At 72.1% G+C, this 14,897-nt stretch carries 12 protein-coding genes; 10 read left to right on the top strand and 2 right to left on the bottom strand.

Annotated elements, in window-relative coordinates; translation table 11 throughout:
• Positions 1-28 precede the first annotated feature (28 nt).
• On the top strand, positions 29-1,195 hold the full coding sequence (locus ACFPP6_RS27975) for an acyl-CoA dehydrogenase family protein (protein ID WP_382047944.1): 1,167 nt from the start codon (positions 29-31) through the stop codon (positions 1,193-1,195).
• Between the two features lie 121 nt (positions 1,196-1,316).
• On the opposite strand, the gene ACFPP6_RS27980 is transcribed toward ACFPP6_RS27975, so the two are convergent.
• Positions 1,317-1,754, bottom strand: a complete 438-nt coding sequence (locus tag ACFPP6_RS27980) for a cell division protein SepF (RefSeq protein ID WP_058045069.1) — start codon at positions 1,752-1,754, stop codon at positions 1,317-1,319.
• Positions 1,755-2,040: 286 nt separating this feature from the next.
• Here ACFPP6_RS27980 and ACFPP6_RS27985 point away from each other — a divergent pair, with 286 nt between their 5' ends.
• The 7 genes from ACFPP6_RS27985 (at position 2,041) to ACFPP6_RS28015 (ending at position 11,043) form a co-directional block, all read left to right on the top strand.
• Positions 2,041-3,306, top strand: coding sequence for a DUF5685 family protein (locus ACFPP6_RS27985; protein ID WP_382047947.1), 1,266 nt, complete (start codon positions 2,041-2,043; stop codon positions 3,304-3,306).
• Positions 3,307-4,076: 770 nt separating this feature from the next.
• Positions 4,077-5,105: an LLM class flavin-dependent oxidoreductase gene (locus ACFPP6_RS27990; protein WP_382047950.1), complete on the top strand. Its 1,029-nt coding sequence runs from the start codon at positions 4,077-4,079 to the stop codon at positions 5,103-5,105.
• Positions 5,102-6,418 (top strand): NtaA/DmoA family FMN-dependent monooxygenase, encoded by a 1,317-nt coding sequence (locus ACFPP6_RS27995; RefSeq protein ID WP_382047953.1) that lies wholly within the window; start codon positions 5,102-5,104, stop codon positions 6,416-6,418. The genes ACFPP6_RS27990 and ACFPP6_RS27995 overlap by 4 nt, the downstream gene beginning before the upstream one ends.
• 5 nt (positions 6,419-6,423) lie before the next feature.
• Positions 6,424-7,224: a DUF1684 domain-containing protein gene (locus ACFPP6_RS28000; protein ID WP_382047956.1), complete on the top strand. Its 801-nt coding sequence runs from the start codon at positions 6,424-6,426 to the stop codon at positions 7,222-7,224.
• A 165-nt stretch (positions 7,225-7,389) separates the two neighbouring features.
• Positions 7,390-8,304, top strand: coding sequence for a S1 family peptidase (locus ACFPP6_RS28005; RefSeq protein WP_382047958.1), 915 nt, complete (start codon positions 7,390-7,392; stop codon positions 8,302-8,304).
• Positions 8,305-8,491: 187 nt separating this feature from the next.
• On the top strand, positions 8,492-9,367 hold the full coding sequence (locus ACFPP6_RS28010) for a slipin family protein (RefSeq protein ID WP_382048216.1): 876 nt from the start codon (positions 8,492-8,494) through the stop codon (positions 9,365-9,367).
• 593 nt (positions 9,368-9,960) lie between these two features.
• The gene (locus tag ACFPP6_RS28015) at positions 9,961-11,043 is read left to right on the top strand and encodes a S1 family peptidase (protein WP_382047961.1); all 1,083 of its coding nucleotides are present in this window, start codon (positions 9,961-9,963) and stop codon (positions 11,041-11,043) included.
• A gap of 113 nt (positions 11,044-11,156) precedes the next feature.
• Here ACFPP6_RS28015 and ACFPP6_RS28020 read toward each other — a convergent pair whose 3' ends face one another.
• Positions 11,157-11,612, bottom strand: coding sequence for a subtilase-type protease inhibitor (locus ACFPP6_RS28020; RefSeq protein WP_382047964.1), 456 nt, complete (start codon positions 11,610-11,612; stop codon positions 11,157-11,159).
• A 414-nt stretch (positions 11,613-12,026) separates the two neighbouring features.
• Between ACFPP6_RS28020 and ACFPP6_RS28025 the strand changes: the two genes are divergently transcribed.
• Together ACFPP6_RS28025 and ACFPP6_RS28030 are read left to right on the top strand one after the other, a co-directional pair.
• Positions 12,027-12,998 (top strand): ABC transporter permease, encoded by a 972-nt coding sequence (locus ACFPP6_RS28025; RefSeq protein ID WP_382047967.1) that lies wholly within the window; start codon positions 12,027-12,029, stop codon positions 12,996-12,998.
• 114 nt (positions 12,999-13,112) lie between these two features.
• Positions 13,113-14,894 carry an ABC transporter substrate-binding protein gene (locus tag ACFPP6_RS28030; RefSeq protein WP_382047970.1) on the top strand — a complete coding sequence of 594 codons (1,782 nt, stop codon included), beginning with the start codon at positions 13,113-13,115 and terminating at the stop codon, positions 14,892-14,894.
• Positions 14,895-14,897 lie beyond the last annotated feature (3 nt).

Raw genomic sequence — 14,897 nt, forward strand, 5'->3', positions numbered from 1 at the left:
ATTCGCCCGCACCCCGCCGGAGGCAGCCGTGTTCGACCCGCACGATCCCCTCGGGATCGAGGACCTGCTCAGCCCCGAGGACATCGCCGTCCGGGACACCGTCCGGCGCTGGGCTGCCGACCGCGTCCTGCCGCACATCGCCCAGTGGTACGAGGCCGGTGAACTCCCCGGCGTCCGGGAGCTCGCCCGCGAGCTCGGCGCGATCGGCGCGCTGGGCATGCAGCTCAGCGGCTACGGCTGCGCGGGCGCGAGCGCCGTCCAGTACGGCCTGGCCTGCCTGGAGCTGGAGGCCGCCGACTCCGGCATCCGCTCCCTGGTCTCCGTCCAGGGCTCCCTCGCGATGTACGCGATCCACCGCTTCGGCTCCGAGGAGCAGAAGCAGCAGTGGCTGCCCGCGATGGCGGCGGGGGAGACCATCGGCTGCTTCGGCCTGACGGAGCCCGACCACGGCTCGGACCCGGCCGGCATGCGCACCTACGCCAAGCGCGACGGCGGCGACTGGGTGCTGACGGGCCGCAAGATGTGGATCACCAACGGCTCGGTCGCCGGGGTCGCCGTGGTCTGGGCCCGGACCGACGACGGCATCAGGGGCTTCGTCGTGCCCACCGACAGCCCCGGCCTGTCCGCGCCGGAGATCCGGCACAAGTGGTCGCTGCGCGCCTCCGTCACCAGCGAGCTGGTCCTCGACGAGGTGCGGCTGCCCGCGGACGCGGTGCTGCCGGAGGTCACCGGGCTGCGCGGCCCGCTCAGCTGCCTGAGCCACGCGCGGTACGGCATCGTCTGGGGCTCGATGGGCGCAGCGCGTACGAGCTTCGAGACCGCGCTCGACTACGCGCGCACGCGTGAGCAGTTCGGCAAGCCCATCGGCGGCTTCCAGCTCACCCAGGCCAAGCTCGCCGACATGGCGGTGGAGCTGCACAAGGGGATCCTGCTGGCGCACCACCTCGGGCGGCGGATGGACGCGGGGAGCCTGCGGCCGGAACAGGTGAGCTTCGGCAAGCTCAACAACGTGCGGGAGGCGATCGAGATCTGCCGGACGGCGCGGACGATCCTCGGTGCGAACGGGATCTCCCTGGAGTACCCGGTGATGCGGCACGCCACGAACCTGGAGTCCGTGCTGACGTACGAGGGGACGGTGGAGATGCACCAGCTGGTGCTGGGCAAGGCGCTCACCGGTCTCGACGCGTTCCGGTAAGCCCTCGCCCTGTTACTGCTCAGATCTGGTTGCTGTGTTGTCCCGGGGGCAACCCCCCCGGACCCCCGGCCGGCCACCGGCTCCCCGGCCGGGCCCCAGCTCCCCGGTCGGCTCGCGGGACTCAGCTCTGGTTGAAGAAGCCGCCGTTCGCCCGCCCCCTCGGCTCCCCGCTGACCACCATGTAGTCGGCGGGGGTCAGCAGGAACACGCGGTTGGCCACGCGCTCGATGGAGCCGCGCAGTCCGAACGTCAGCCCGGCGGCGAAGTCCACGACGCGCTTGGCGTCGTTGGGCTCCATGCCGGTGAGGTTGACGATCACCGGGACGCCGTCGCGGAAGAGCTCGCCGATGCCCCGGGCGTCGCGGAAGCCGTCCGGGGTGACGGTGGCGATGCGCGTGCCCTGTTCCTGCGCGGCCTCGTCCGCCACCCGCACCTTGGGGTTGGTGACCCAGGCGTCTCCGGGCTCGGGTCCCTCGGCGTACTCGTCGTCGTAGTAGCGCTCGTCATCGCTGTCGTCGACGAGGCCGAGCCAGGCACTCGCCTTGCGCACCGATCCCATGGACGCCTCCTCTCACACGCGGTGTGTTCCGTCCGCTTCTCTATCGTCGTCCATGATGCGGATGGTGTGCCAAGTGGATAGCCGCCGGACGAGCATTTCGTGACGCATCTGGTGCAAACCGGTTGGCGGTGCGTCAGAAACCCCGCAGGCCCCTTCTTACGCCCTGGACCTGGGCATATGCGGTTACGGCGGGCGATTGGGGGGCGCGGGGCGGGCCCCGGTCGGGTCGGGTGGTCAGGTGTTTAGGATGCCCGGGTCCATTCACACCACACACGGGGGCTGGGTTTTGTTCGGGATCATAAGGCCATGTCGGCACCGGTTGTCAGAGGCCATGCGCACGGAATGGATGGCGCATCTGTGCGGACTGTGCCTCGCGCTGCGCGGCGACCACGGACAGTTCGCGCGCGCGGCCACCAACTACGACGGACTGGTCATATCGGTCCTGGTGGAAGCCCAGTCGCCGGCGGACGAGGGAGCCAACTCCTGGCGCCGCACGGCCGGACCGTGCCCGCTGCGCGGCATGCGCACCGCTTCCGTGGCCAAGGGTGAGGGGGCGCGACTCGCCGCCTCGGTCTCGCTGGTGCTGGCGTCGGCGAAGATGCGTGACCATGTCGCGGACGGCGACGGCGTGTTGGCGCGCCGCCCGGTCGCCGCGGCGGCGCGCCGCGTGGCCGCGAAGTGGGACCGGGCCGGAGCCCGCACGGGAGCGGACCTCGGATTCGACACCGCCGTCCTGGTCGACGCGGTCGAACGGCAGGCCGGCATCGAGGCGCTGGCCGGTCCGGGGACGTCGCTGCTGACGGTGACGGAGCCCACCGAGACGGCCACCGCCGCGGCTTTCGGCTACACCGCCGTGCTCGCCGGCCGACCGGACAACAAGGAGCCCTTGGAAGAGGCGGGCAGGCTCTTCGGGCGACTGGCCCACCTGCTGGACGCCGTGGAGGACATGGCGGAGGACGCGGAGACCGGGGCGTGGAACCCCGTCGCCGCGACCGGCACCGACCTGGCCGAGGTGCGCAGGCTGTGCGACGACGCGGTGCACGGCGTCCGTCTGGCGCTGCGCGAGGTCGACTTCGCGAGCAAGAGCCAGAGCCGGCTCGCGCACGTCCTGCTCGCGCACGAGCTGGAGCGCGCCGTCGACCGGGCGTTCGGCACGGCGGGCTGCGGGCACGCCGGGCACGCCGGACCGGCGGGGCACGCCGGGCCCGCCGCTCTCCAGGACGGCGCGCCGCAGGGCGCGTTCGGGCCGCCGCCGGTCATGCCGCCCGACCAGATGCCGCCGGGGCAGATGCCGCCCGGCGCGCCGCCCGAGCCACCGCGGCGGGGGAGGCAGCGCGGGCTGATAGCCGGCTGTGCGGTGTGGGCCACGCTTTTCTGCACGTGTCAGGTCTGCTGCCGGGACCCGTACTTCGATCCGTGGGACGGCCAGCAGCGTGAGGGCTGGTGCCACAAGTGCGACTGTAGCGACTGTGATTGCAGCGGCTGCGGCGACTGCTGCAACTGCTGTGAATGCTGCGGTGAATGCGACTGTGGTTGCGACTGCGGCTGTTGAGGACGAGGACGAGGACGAGGGCAAGCCCCGTGGTCGAGCGCGGTGCGAGGGGAGGGTGCGGCACGACGCCGCGGATGTGAAGGCGTAAAGGCGTAAGGCGTAAGGCGTGAAAGCGCGGAGGCGCGAAGGCGTCGGGCTCCGCGGGAAGCGCGGTCAGCCCGAGCAGGAACCCGGAAGAAGCGCACGGAAGCCGGGACACGACGCGGACCACACCCGACCGAAGTCGATGTGATCCCGGGTGACCAGCCGTTGCCCTGGGTGCATGGGCCAAGTGGAACAGCCTTCCGTTTCCGCGTCAACTGTGCTGAGACGGCCTGCCCACAGTGTGGACAGGAGTGCGGACAGGCTTGACAGTTGGCCAGGGCACGCGAATAGCCTCGGAGTTCGGTCGTGCTGAGGGGCGCGGCCGGGATGCGCACGACGCGTCCGATGTGAAGGCACGTCCCGTGTCCGATCCCGTATCCACGGAGCCTTCGCATGCCCTCCCTCGTCTTCATCGGTGCCGGTCCGCGCGGCACCGGCTTCCTCGAACGCATCGCCGCCGACGCCCCCGGACTCCTCGCGGGGGCCCGGGCCCGCACCGGGGAACGGTGAAAGGGCGGGAGCGGGGCCCCTTTCTCCCGCACGCGGCGGGAAGCCGTGGTGCCCCCGGAAGTCCATCCCGCCGGCGCGGACGGGCACCGCCGCCCTGGGGCACCTCCAGCAGTAGTCGGAGAGCAACCACCGGCCGAGCCACCGACCCCACCGGCCCCACACCCCCAGGGAAGCCCATGTCCGCACCCATCCGGCCCCTGCACCTGGCCGTGAGCATCGACCGCCCCGGCGTCCGGGACGCCGAGCCCTACGTCCGCGCGGCCCGCCTCGCCGAGCGCGGCAGGCTGGACTTCGTCACCCTCGGCGACACGCTCGGCCCGCCCCGGCGCGGCGAGAGCCGCCTCGACGCCCTCGCCGTCCTCGCCCGCGTCGCGCCCGCCACCGAACGCATCGGCCTGGTGCCCACCGTCACCACCACCCACACCGAGCCGTTCCACGTCTCCAACGCCGTCTCCACCCTCGACTGGGTCAGTGGCGGCCGCGCCGGCTGGACCGTGGAGGTCTCCGGCACCGAAGCAGCGGCGCGCCACTTCGGCCGCCGCGCCGCGGCCCCCGCCGACGAGCTGTGGCACGAGGCCGCGGCCGTCGCCGACGTCGCCGCCCGGCTCTGGGACAGCTGGGAGGACGACGCCGAGATCCGCGACGCGGCCACCGGGCGCTTCGTCGACCGCGACAAGCTGCACCACGTCGACTTCGAAGGCCCCGGCTTCTCCGTCCGCGGGCCCTCCGTCGTGCCCCGGCCCCCGCAGGGCCGGCCGGTGATCGCCGTCGACGCCACCCGCCTGCTGCCGCGCGCGGCAGCCGCCCGCCACGCCGACGTCGCCTACGTCCGCACGGGGCCCGCGCCCACCCCCGGAGCGGTCCGCGCCGCCCGCGACGACCTGCACGCCCGGCTGCGCTCCCTCGGCCGCGACCCCGGCCGGATCGTCGTCCTCGCGTCCCTGCCCGTCGCGCTGTACGCGGCCGCCGACGCCGTCGCCCTCGCCGACCTGGCCGGCTCCTGGTGGGCCGACGGCGTGGTCGACGGCTTCCACTTCCGTCCCGAGGACCCCGACCGGGACCTCGCCCTGCTGGTCGACGGGACCGTCCCCGTACTCCAGCACCGCGGTCTGCTGCGCTCCTTCTATCCCGGCGGCACGCTCCGCGAGCACCTGTGCCTGCCGCGCCCCGCCAACCGCTATGCCACCGCGAGGAGGCCCGCATGACCGCCGCCCCCGGGGCACGCCGCCGCAAGCAGATGCACCTGGCCGCCCACTTCCCCGGCGCCGACAGCACGACCGTATGGGCCGACCCGCGGTCCGGCAGCCAGATCGGCTTCGCCTCCTTCCGGCACCTCGCCGCCACCGCCGAACGCGGGCTCTTCGACTTCTTCCTCCTCGACGAAGGCCTGCGGCTGCGCGAGCACAAGGGCCGGATCCACGACCTGGACGCCGTCGGCCGCCCCGAGCCGCTCACCGTGCTCGGCGCCCTGGCCGCCGTCACCGAGCGGATCGGCCTGGCGGCCACCGCCGGCACCACGTTCAACGAGCCCTACGAACTCGCCCGGCGCCTCGCCTCCCTGGACCACCTCAGCGGCGGGCGCGCCGCCTGGCACGCCGTCACCTCCTCCGGCGCCTTCACCGGCGAGAACTTCCGCCGCGGCGGCCACCTCGACCGCGCCGAGAGGTACACGCGCGCCGCCGAGTTCGTCGCCACCGCGCGCGAGCTGTGGGACTCGTGGACGCCCGGGGGCGTGCCGCGCCCCTTCGCCCACCACGGGCGGCACTTCTCCGTCTCCGGCACCTTCGACGTGGCCCGCAGCCCGCAGGGCCACCCGGTCGTCATCCAGGCCGGGGACTCCGACGAGGGCCGGGAGTCCGCGGCCTCCGCCGCCGACGTCGTCCTCACCCGGCACGGCACGCCGGAGGCCGGGCGCGCCTTCTGCGCCGACGTCGAACGGCGGCTCGCCGCGTACGGCCGGCGGCCCGGCGACCTCAAGATCATGCCGGGGGCGACCTTCGTCCTCGGGGACACCGACGCCGAGGCCCAGGAGAAGGCCGCGGAGATCCGCAGGCAGCAGGTCTCCCCGCAGAACGCGCTGCTCGCCCTGGAACAGGTCTGGGGCCGGGACCTGTCCGGCTACGACCCCGACGGGCCGCTGCCCGACGTCGACCCGGACCCGCACGGCGAGGTGGCGCAGGGGCGGGTGCGGACAGCCGACCCCTTCGCCGTCGCCGCCCGGTGGCGCGCCGTCTCCGAGGCCAAGGGGCTGTCCATCCGGCAGACCGTGATCGAGACGACCGGCCGGCAGTCCTTCATCGGCACCCCCTCCTCGGTGGCCGCGCAACTGGACGGGTTCGTCACCGCCGGGGCCGCCGACGGCTTCGTCCTCGTCCCCCACCTCACGCCCGGAGGGCTGGACGAGTTCGTCGACCGCGTGGTGCCCCTGCTGCAGGAGCGTGGCGCGTTCCGTACGGAGTACACGGGCGCGACGCTCCGCGAACACCTCGGGCTGCCGCTGCCCGTATGGAAAGGTTGACCGTCATGAGCACGGACACGGGCAACGACGCACGGCAGCAGTGGAAGACGTGGCGCGAGGAGCGTACGGAGACGGTCTGCGCACCGTACGGGCCGCTCGCGCTCACGGGGACCTACTGGATCGCCGACGCCGCCGAGGGGCGATTTCCCGCCATCCCGGGGCACTGGACCGAGGGCGGCGACGCCGTACTGCTGACCGCCACGGCCGCCGACGGGCTCACCGTGGACGGACGGCCGCTGAACGGCGAGGTCCGGCTCGGCCCGGACAAGGGACCGGCCGCGACGGCCCGTGTCGACCACGGCGGACGCAAGCTCGTGGTGCTGCGCCGGGAGGGGCTGTGGGCGGTGCGCGTCTTCGACCCCGGCTCGGCCGGGCGGCGGGCGTTCACCGCGATCGACGCCTTCGAGTACGACGAGGACTGGGTGCTGCCGGGGGTCTTCCGCCCGTACGACGGCAGCCGCAGGGTGCGGGTGGAGAACGCGGACGGGCGGGAGCGGGGACTCGGCCTGGACGGGGAACTGGCCTTCACCGCCGTCGGTTCCGCGTTCGCGCTGCAGGTCGCCGTCGAGGTGGACGGCACGCTGTGGGCGGTGTTCGCCGACGGCACGAGCGGGGACACCAGCTACCGCTTCCGGTTCCTGCGGACGCCCGCGCCCGGCGTCGACGGGCGGGTGACGGTCGACTTCAACCACGCCCTCCTGCCGCCCTGCGCCTTCGCCGACCACTTCATCTGCCCCTTCCCGCCGCCGGGGAACACCCTGCCGATCGCGGTCCCGGCGGGGGAGCGCCGCGTGCTGGTGGGCTAGCGCGCCACCGCCGGACACGGGTGCGCGCCGTCCGAAAGATGCTCTTGCGGCGGTCGGCGCGCGGCCCGAATACTCCCGAACAGTGCTTGTCAGGGGCACGACGAAAGTGGAATCCCGCGTGCCCGTTCCGGCTGCACCTCACCGACCCCACTCGGGAGGAAGAACGTGAGCATCAAGCGCACCACCCCCCGCACCGCGACCCGCATCGCCCTCGCCTCCGCCCTCGCCGCCGCGGCCGCCCTCGCGGGCACCGCCGCCCACGCCGAGAGCAACGGCTCATCGGCTCCCGTCAGACACTCCGCCGCCCAGCTGTCCGCCGCGAGCACCGCCGTGCAGGCCGCGGACGTCGCCGGCACCGCCTGGGCCGTCGACCAGGAATCCGGCACGCTCGTCGTCACCGCCGACTCGACCGTCTCCGCCGCCGCCCTCGCCAGGATCAAGCAGAAGGCCGGCGCCGCGGTGGAGGCCATACGCATCGAGCGCACCCCCGGCACGCTCCGACCCTTCCTCGCCGGCGGCGACGCGATCTACGCCCCGAGCTGGCGCTGCTCGCTCGGCTTCAACGTGCGCAAGGGCAACACCGCCTACTTCCTCACCGCAGGCCACTGCACCGAGGGCAAGCCGCCCTACTACAGCAACTCCGGGCACACCACGAGCATCGGCCCCACCACGGGCACCAGCTTCCCGGGCAACGACTACGGCATCGTGCAGTACACCAACGGCTCCCTCCCGCACCCCAGCGAGGTCAGCCTCTACAACGGCCGCACCCAGCGGATCACCGCCGCCGGCAACGCGACCGTCGGCCAGTCCGTGCAGCGCAGCGGCTCCACCACCGGCCTGCACGGCGGCAAGGTCACCGGCCTCAACGCCACCGTCAACTACGGCAACGGCCAGGTCGTCCGCGGCCTGATCAAGACGAACGTCTGCGCCGAGCCCGGCGACAGCGGCGGCGCCCTCTTCGCCGGCTCCACCGCGCTCGGCCTCACCTCCGGAGGCAGCGGCAACTGCAAGTCCGGCGGAACGACCTACTTCCAGCCCGTGGGCCCGGCGCTCAAGGCGTACGGGGTGACGATCGGCTGAGGGTCCCGCCACCGGTCCCACGTCCACCGGCTCAAGGCCCCGGCTCAAGAGCCCCAGCTCAAGCCCCCGGCTCAAGAGCACCCAGCACAAGAGCCTCCGGTCCGCACCTCGGCCGGGGGCTCGACCCTGTGCCCGATACGGGCATACCGTGGACATAACACCTGAGATGTACGGCAGGGGGCCTGCCATGGTCGAGGAACTGGTGGTGGCAGCCGTGGCCGCGGCGTCCGCCGGGGCGGTGTACGTCGCGGCGGCGGCCCGCGTGGTCAAGCAGTACGAGCGCGGCGTGGTGCTGCGGCTCGGGCGGCTCCTGCCCGAGATCCGCTCTCCGGGGTTCACTTTGATCGTCCCGGTCGTCGACCGGCTGCGCAAAGTGAACATGCAGATCGTCACGATGCCCGTGCCCGCGCAGGAGGGCATCACCCGCGACAACGTCACCGTCCGCGTGGACGCCGTCGTCTACTTCAAGGTCGTGGACCCGGCCGAGGCGGTCATCGCCGTGGAGGACTACCGCTTCGCGGTGTCCCAGATGTCCCAGACGTCCCTGCGCTCGATCATCGGCAAGAGCGACCTCGACGACCTCCTCTCCAACCGGGAGAAGCTCAACCAGGGCCTGGAGCTCATGCTCGACAGCCCCGCCATCGGGTGGGGCGTGCAGATCGACCGCGTCGAGATCAAGGACGTCTCGCTGCCGGAGACGATGAAGCGGTCCATGTCCCGGCAGGCGGAGGCCGAGCGCGAGCGGCGGGCCCGGGTGATCAACGCGGACGCGGAGCTGCTGGCGTCGAAGAAGCTCGCCGAGGCGGCGGCCACGATGGCCGACCAGCCGTCGGCGCTGCAGCTGCGGCTGCTGCAGACGGTGGTGGCGGTGGCGGCGGAGAAGAACTCCACGCTGGTCCTGCCGTTCCCGGTGGAACTCCTCCGCTTCCTGGAGCGCTCGGCCCAGCAGGGCCTCGTCCCCCCGGACAAGCCCCCGGCGCCGAAGCCGCCACCCACGCCGGATCCGGCGGTGGAACCCCCGACGCCCCCGGAGGAACTGCCCCCGGGACCCCCGAACCCTTGACGTAGCCGAGCCCGGGGCTCGGACTCCTTCTCCACCGCGGCGGTGATCAGCCCCGATGGCGCATCCCGGCGGTGCCGGTCGGCCCGGCACCGCCGGGATGGTGCGTGGGGCGTCTCGCCGTTGCGGCGGTGACAGGGCCTGGCGGCACCTTGGTTCCAGGAGCCCGGCAGGGCTGGGTCCGAGGGTTCGATCCCCGTGTCCGCCGCGGCGGGGTCAGAGGCAGGCGCAGCCTGTGAATCCGGGGCCATGGCCTCTGGGGGTGCGGTCGTGGTGGGGGACCCGGACGGCGTAGTGTCGTGGGGCCGGTGGGGTTCGGGGGGTACCCCGGTGGGCTAAGGCGGCGGCGCCGGATTTCGGAGGGCCGCGCCGTGCAACTCCCGGCGCTCCCGCGCGCGTCCCGTGCTGGGGCGCGCAAAGCGACACGCGCGCAGGAGGAGTCCGCCTTGTGCGCGCCCTCCCCGGTTCCGGGATACTCGATTGGTCGACTTGGCATGGACGCGCCCTCTGTAAAGCGGGAGGCGACCCATGTCGTACCCCCTCCGGGCCCGCGGTGATCCCGTGGCGGTGCCCAACCCCCCACTGGAGGTGCCGAGTTGAAGCGTAGATGGATCTCCGTGCGCGCGGCCCTGGCGGCCGCAGCCACGGCCGCCCTCGCGGCCGTGACCCTCAGCCCCCAGCAGGCCGGCGCCTCGCCCGCCCCGGCCCCCGCGCTCTCCGCCTCCGACGCCGCGGCCGTCGCCCGGGCCCTCCCGGCGGGGCCGGAGGACGCCACTGCGGGTTCGTACTACGACTCCACACTCGGCAGGCTCATTGTCAACATCACCGACGGAAAGGTCGCCGCCCTGGTCCGCGCGGCGGGCGGGGAGCCGCGCGCCGTCCGCAACACCCGGGCCGAGCTCGACTCCGCGAAGGCCACGCTGGACGCGGGCGAGGCGATCCCCGGCACCACCTGGGGGACGGACCCGACGCTCAACCGGGTCGTCGTGACCGCCGACCCCACGGTCACGGGCGCGAAGCTGGAGCGGCTCAAGAAGTCGGTCGGGTCCCTCGGGGACGCGGTGCTGGTGAAGAGGACGTCCGCGAAGCTCACCCGGTACCTCGCGGGCGGCGATGCGATCTTCGGCTCCACCCACCGCTGCTCCCTGGGCTTCAACGTCAAGCGGGCCGGCAGGCCGGACGGCTTCGTCACGGCGGGGCACTGCGGCAAGGCGGAGAGCGCCTGGCACGCCGGCAACGGCGGCCCGCAGGTCGCGACGACCGAGAACGCGGTCTTCCCCGTCCACGACTACGCCCTCGCGGTGTACCCCGCCACCGGCGCCGTCGACCACCCGAGCGCCGTGAACCTCTACAACGGCACGTCGCAGACCGTCACCGCCGTCCGCGACGCGGTCGTCAACGAGACGGTCCGGCGCAGCGGGTCCACCACCGGAGTGAAGAACGGCACCGTCAGGCGCACCGGTGTGACCGTCAACTATCCGGAGGGCCAGGTCACCGGCCTGACCGAGACCACCGCCTGCGCCGAGCCCGGCGACAGCGGCGGCTCCTTCTTCTCCGGCGGCGACGCCCTGGGGATCCTCTCCGGGGGCAGCGGCGACTGCACGAGGGGCGGGATGACGTACTTCCAGCCCCTGCCTCCGGTCCTCGCGGCGTACAACGCGACCCTCGGCGGTTCCTGAACGGCTGCGTACCGCTGCGCACGGCTGCTGCGGAAGACGACGGAGGGCGGCCCCCGGACACACCTCCACGGTGTCCGGGGGCCGCCTCGCGTTCAGCCGCTCTGCGGGGGGTCTCAGAACTCGAAGAGCTGCCCCTTGCCCGCCTTCGCCTCGCACGGGTTCGCGAAGGTGCGCTCGAAGCGGACCCGCTTGCCCTCCCACACGCCGTCGGCGGTGACGACGCTGGGGTTCCACTCCCTGGTGCAGGCCGTGCCGGACTTGATGGTGGTGATCTTCTCGAAGTCACCGCCGGCCGCGCGCAGTGCCGAGCACGCGCCCTTCGCGTCCGGGTGCGAGCCCGTCGCCTTGGGGAAGCAGGTCAGTGTGACCGCGCGGTCGACCGAGGCCTCGGTGGAGTTCGCACCGTGACCGACGGTCAGGACCAGGGCGGAGGAGGCGTACAGACTCTGCGTCTGTGCTGCGGGGACAGGTGCGGGTGCTGCGCTCGCGGTCGTCGTTCCGGCGGCCAGGAGGCCGCCGCCCAGTGCGAGCGCGGCGCCCATCGCGATGCCCCCAGTGATGTACCGCATTCCGAACACTCCCTTGCTCGTGGCTGCAGATAACGGACGGAAGTCTTGCCCAAGTTGGGCATGAACGCACATTGGTCGAACACTTTCAGTCGCTGGTTGAAAACCCTCGGTAGTGGCCGGAACTCGCGTGAGGCACGTCTCATACGAGACGTGAGGGAAGTGGTCCGGCTTTCACGCATGTCTGATTAGGGAGTAATTGAGGGGATTTAATGTTACGGGGATATTGACCAGCGAAGATTCCTTGTAATCCTTGATGAATTATCGAAACTGCCTTCAAAAAGATGGTTTGCGGCTACCTAATTCATTGGATCTAATGATCCGCAACCCGGGGCGGGAGACCCCCGCAGACCGGCCGAAAAGAGGCCCGCCGTGTGACCAACCGGCGGCCGGAGCGATTCAGGAGCGCGGCAGCAAATGGCCGAAGTGCACTCAGGAGGACCCTTCGAAGCGCCCTCCCGCGGGCCCCTCGCCACCGCCTGCCGCGCCTTCCGGCGCGACCGCACGGGCATGGCCGCACTCGCCGTCGTACTGTTCTGCGCCGTGCTCGCGGCGGCCGCGCCCCTGGTCACAGCCCTGTACGGGAAGAATCCCACCGAGCACTACGGCCAGCACGGCACGGGGCTGCTCAGCGCCGAGGGCCTGCCGGTCCTGCCCAACGGCGGCATCTCCGCCGACCACTGGTTCGGCATCGAACCCGGCCTCGGCCGCGACGTGTTCGCCCAGCTGCTGTACGGCATGCGCACCTCGCTGCTGGTCGCCTTCGCCTCCGTCGCCGTGATCGCCGTGGCGGGCGTCGTCCTCGGGGTGACCGTCGGCTATCTCAGTGGTCTCGCCGACCGGGTCTTCACTTTCGTATGCAATGTGCTGCTCGGTTTTCCGACACTTCTGCTTCTTCTTGCGCTCAGCCCGGTCATCCATACGCGCTTCGTCGGCCCCGGGGAGAACGAGCCCGCCTGGATGCAGTTCACCTCCCTCATCCTGGTGTTCTCGGCCTTCGGCTGGGTGCCGCTCGCGATGGTCCTGCGCACGTCCGTACGGGCCCTGCGCGAGCGGGAGTTCGTCGAGGCGGCGCGGGCCGTCGGGGCGAGCCGCCGGCACATCGTGCTGCGCGAGCTGCTCCCCAACGTCTGGGCGCCCGTGCTCGTGCACGTCACGCTCGCCGTCCCCGGCATCGTCACCGCCGAGGCCGCACTGTCCTTCCTCGGCGTCGGCATCAACGAGCCGGTCCCCGACTGGGGCCGCATGATCTCCCGCGGTTCCGAGGTCTTCTACGACGACCCGACCTACATGCTCTTCCCCGGCATGGCGATCCTCGTCTTCGTCCTCGCCTTCAACCTCCTCGGCGACGCGGTACGGGACGCGCTCGATCCTCGGATCGCGCGCTGAGACCTCCGCCGGGAGCGTTGCCGGCTGCGGGCTGTCCGTGGCTGGTCGCGCAGTTCCCCGCGCCCCTTACGGGGCGCTCCGCCTTCCCTTTCCTTCCTCAATCCGGAGTTCACCATGGTCCGTATCCGTCCGCGCACCGCAGCCGTTCCGGCGCTCGTCACTGCCGCCGCCCTGCTGATGTGCTCCTGCTCGGCCGGTGCCGGGGCGGAGGGCGGGGCCACGGGGAAGGACAAGGCCGTCGCCAAGAGCGGGCAGCGGCTGACCGCCACCCTCGGCACCGCCAAGGACAGCCAGGGCCCGGCCCCGGCCGTCGAGGGCGCCCGGACCGGCGGCACCGTCCGCATCGCCAACGCCAACGACTACAGCCACCTCGACCCGCAGAAGATCTACGCGGGCGAGTCGTACAGCACGTCCCTGCTGTGGGGCCGGCAGCTGACCCAGTATCAGGTCGTGGACGGCAAGCCCAAGCTCGTCGGCGACCTCGCCACCGACACCGGGCAGTTCTCCGACGGCGGCCGCACCTGGACGTACAAGCTCAAGGACGGCATCGCCTGGGAGGACGGCGAGCCCATCACCTCCGAGCACGTGAAGTACGGCATCGAGCGCACCTTCGCCCCCGGCTTCGAACTCGGCCCCACCTACTGGCCCGAGTGGCTCACCGGCTCCGAGGACCGCACCGCCGCCGTCGAGAAGTACGCCGGCCCCGAGCACGGCGACCTCGGCGCCATCGAGACCCCCGACGCCAAGACGATCGTCTTCCGCTTTCCGCAGCCGCAGTCCGACGTGCCCTACATGGCCGCCCAGTCCTCCTCGTCCCCCGTCCGCAAGGACAAGGACACCGGCACCGGCTACGACACCCGGCCCTTCGCCACCGGCCCCTACCGGATCGCCGAGCACAAGCAGAACCAGAGCCTGACCCTGGAGCGCAACCCGCACTGGAAGCCGGAGACCGACCCCATCCGCCACCAGTACGCCGACCGCTTCGAGTTCACCTTCGGCAAGAAGATCCTCAACACCGCGCAGGAGGTCCTCAACGGGCGCGGCACGGGGCCCGACACCCTCTCCACCAAGAGCGAGGTGCCGCCGGAGCTCTACGCCGAGGCCCGGCGCGACGCGAAGAAGAAGGACCTCCTCGTCGCCGGCAGCCAGGGCGCCTACACCAGCGACCTGTACATCAAGAACAGCCGGGTCACCGACCCCGAGGTCCGCAAGGCCATCCACTACCTCTTCCCGCGCGAACAGGCCCGCCAGGTCCTCGGCGGCCCCCGCCTCGGCGACTTCGCCACCACGCTCTCCTCGCCCGCCGTCGTCGGCTGGAAGAAGTACGACCTCTACCCCGTCGCGCCCGCCGGGGACATCGAGAAGGCCAAGGAGCACCTGGCCCGGGCGAAGACCAAGGTCGACACGCTCACCTACGCGTACGAGAGCGACGCCCCCGAGAAGGACCGGCTCGCCCAGGTCCTCGTCGAGGCCTTCGCCAAGGCGGGCATCAAGCTCGTCACCAAGCCGCTGGAGAAGGCCGCCTTCACCAACGAGGTCTTCCGCGGCCCGGCCCCGTACGACCTGTGGCTGTCCACCAACTCCGTCGACTGGCCCACCCCGTCCACGCTGCTGCCCGACAGCTACCACAGCAAGCTCGACGCCCTCGCCAACTCCATCCGCTACGGCAACCCCGAGGTCGACAAGGAGCTGGAGCGCATCGCGACCATCGGCGAGGCGCGGCAGAAGGCCGACGCCCTCATCGCCCTCGAACAGACCGTCATGAAGGACGTCCCCGTCGTGCCGTTCCTCTACACCAGCGTCACCCAGTTCCGCGGGAAGAACGTCGGCGGCGCCGCCATCCACCCGATCTACGGCTCCATCGCGGCGGCGGACCTGTACCTGAAGAAGCCCTGACCC

Origin of the sequence: Streptomyces aureoversilis, assembly GCF_042657885.1 — a bacterium.
Taxonomy (GTDB): Bacteria; Actinomycetota; Actinomycetes; order Streptomycetales; family Streptomycetaceae; genus Streptomyces; species Streptomyces aureoversilis.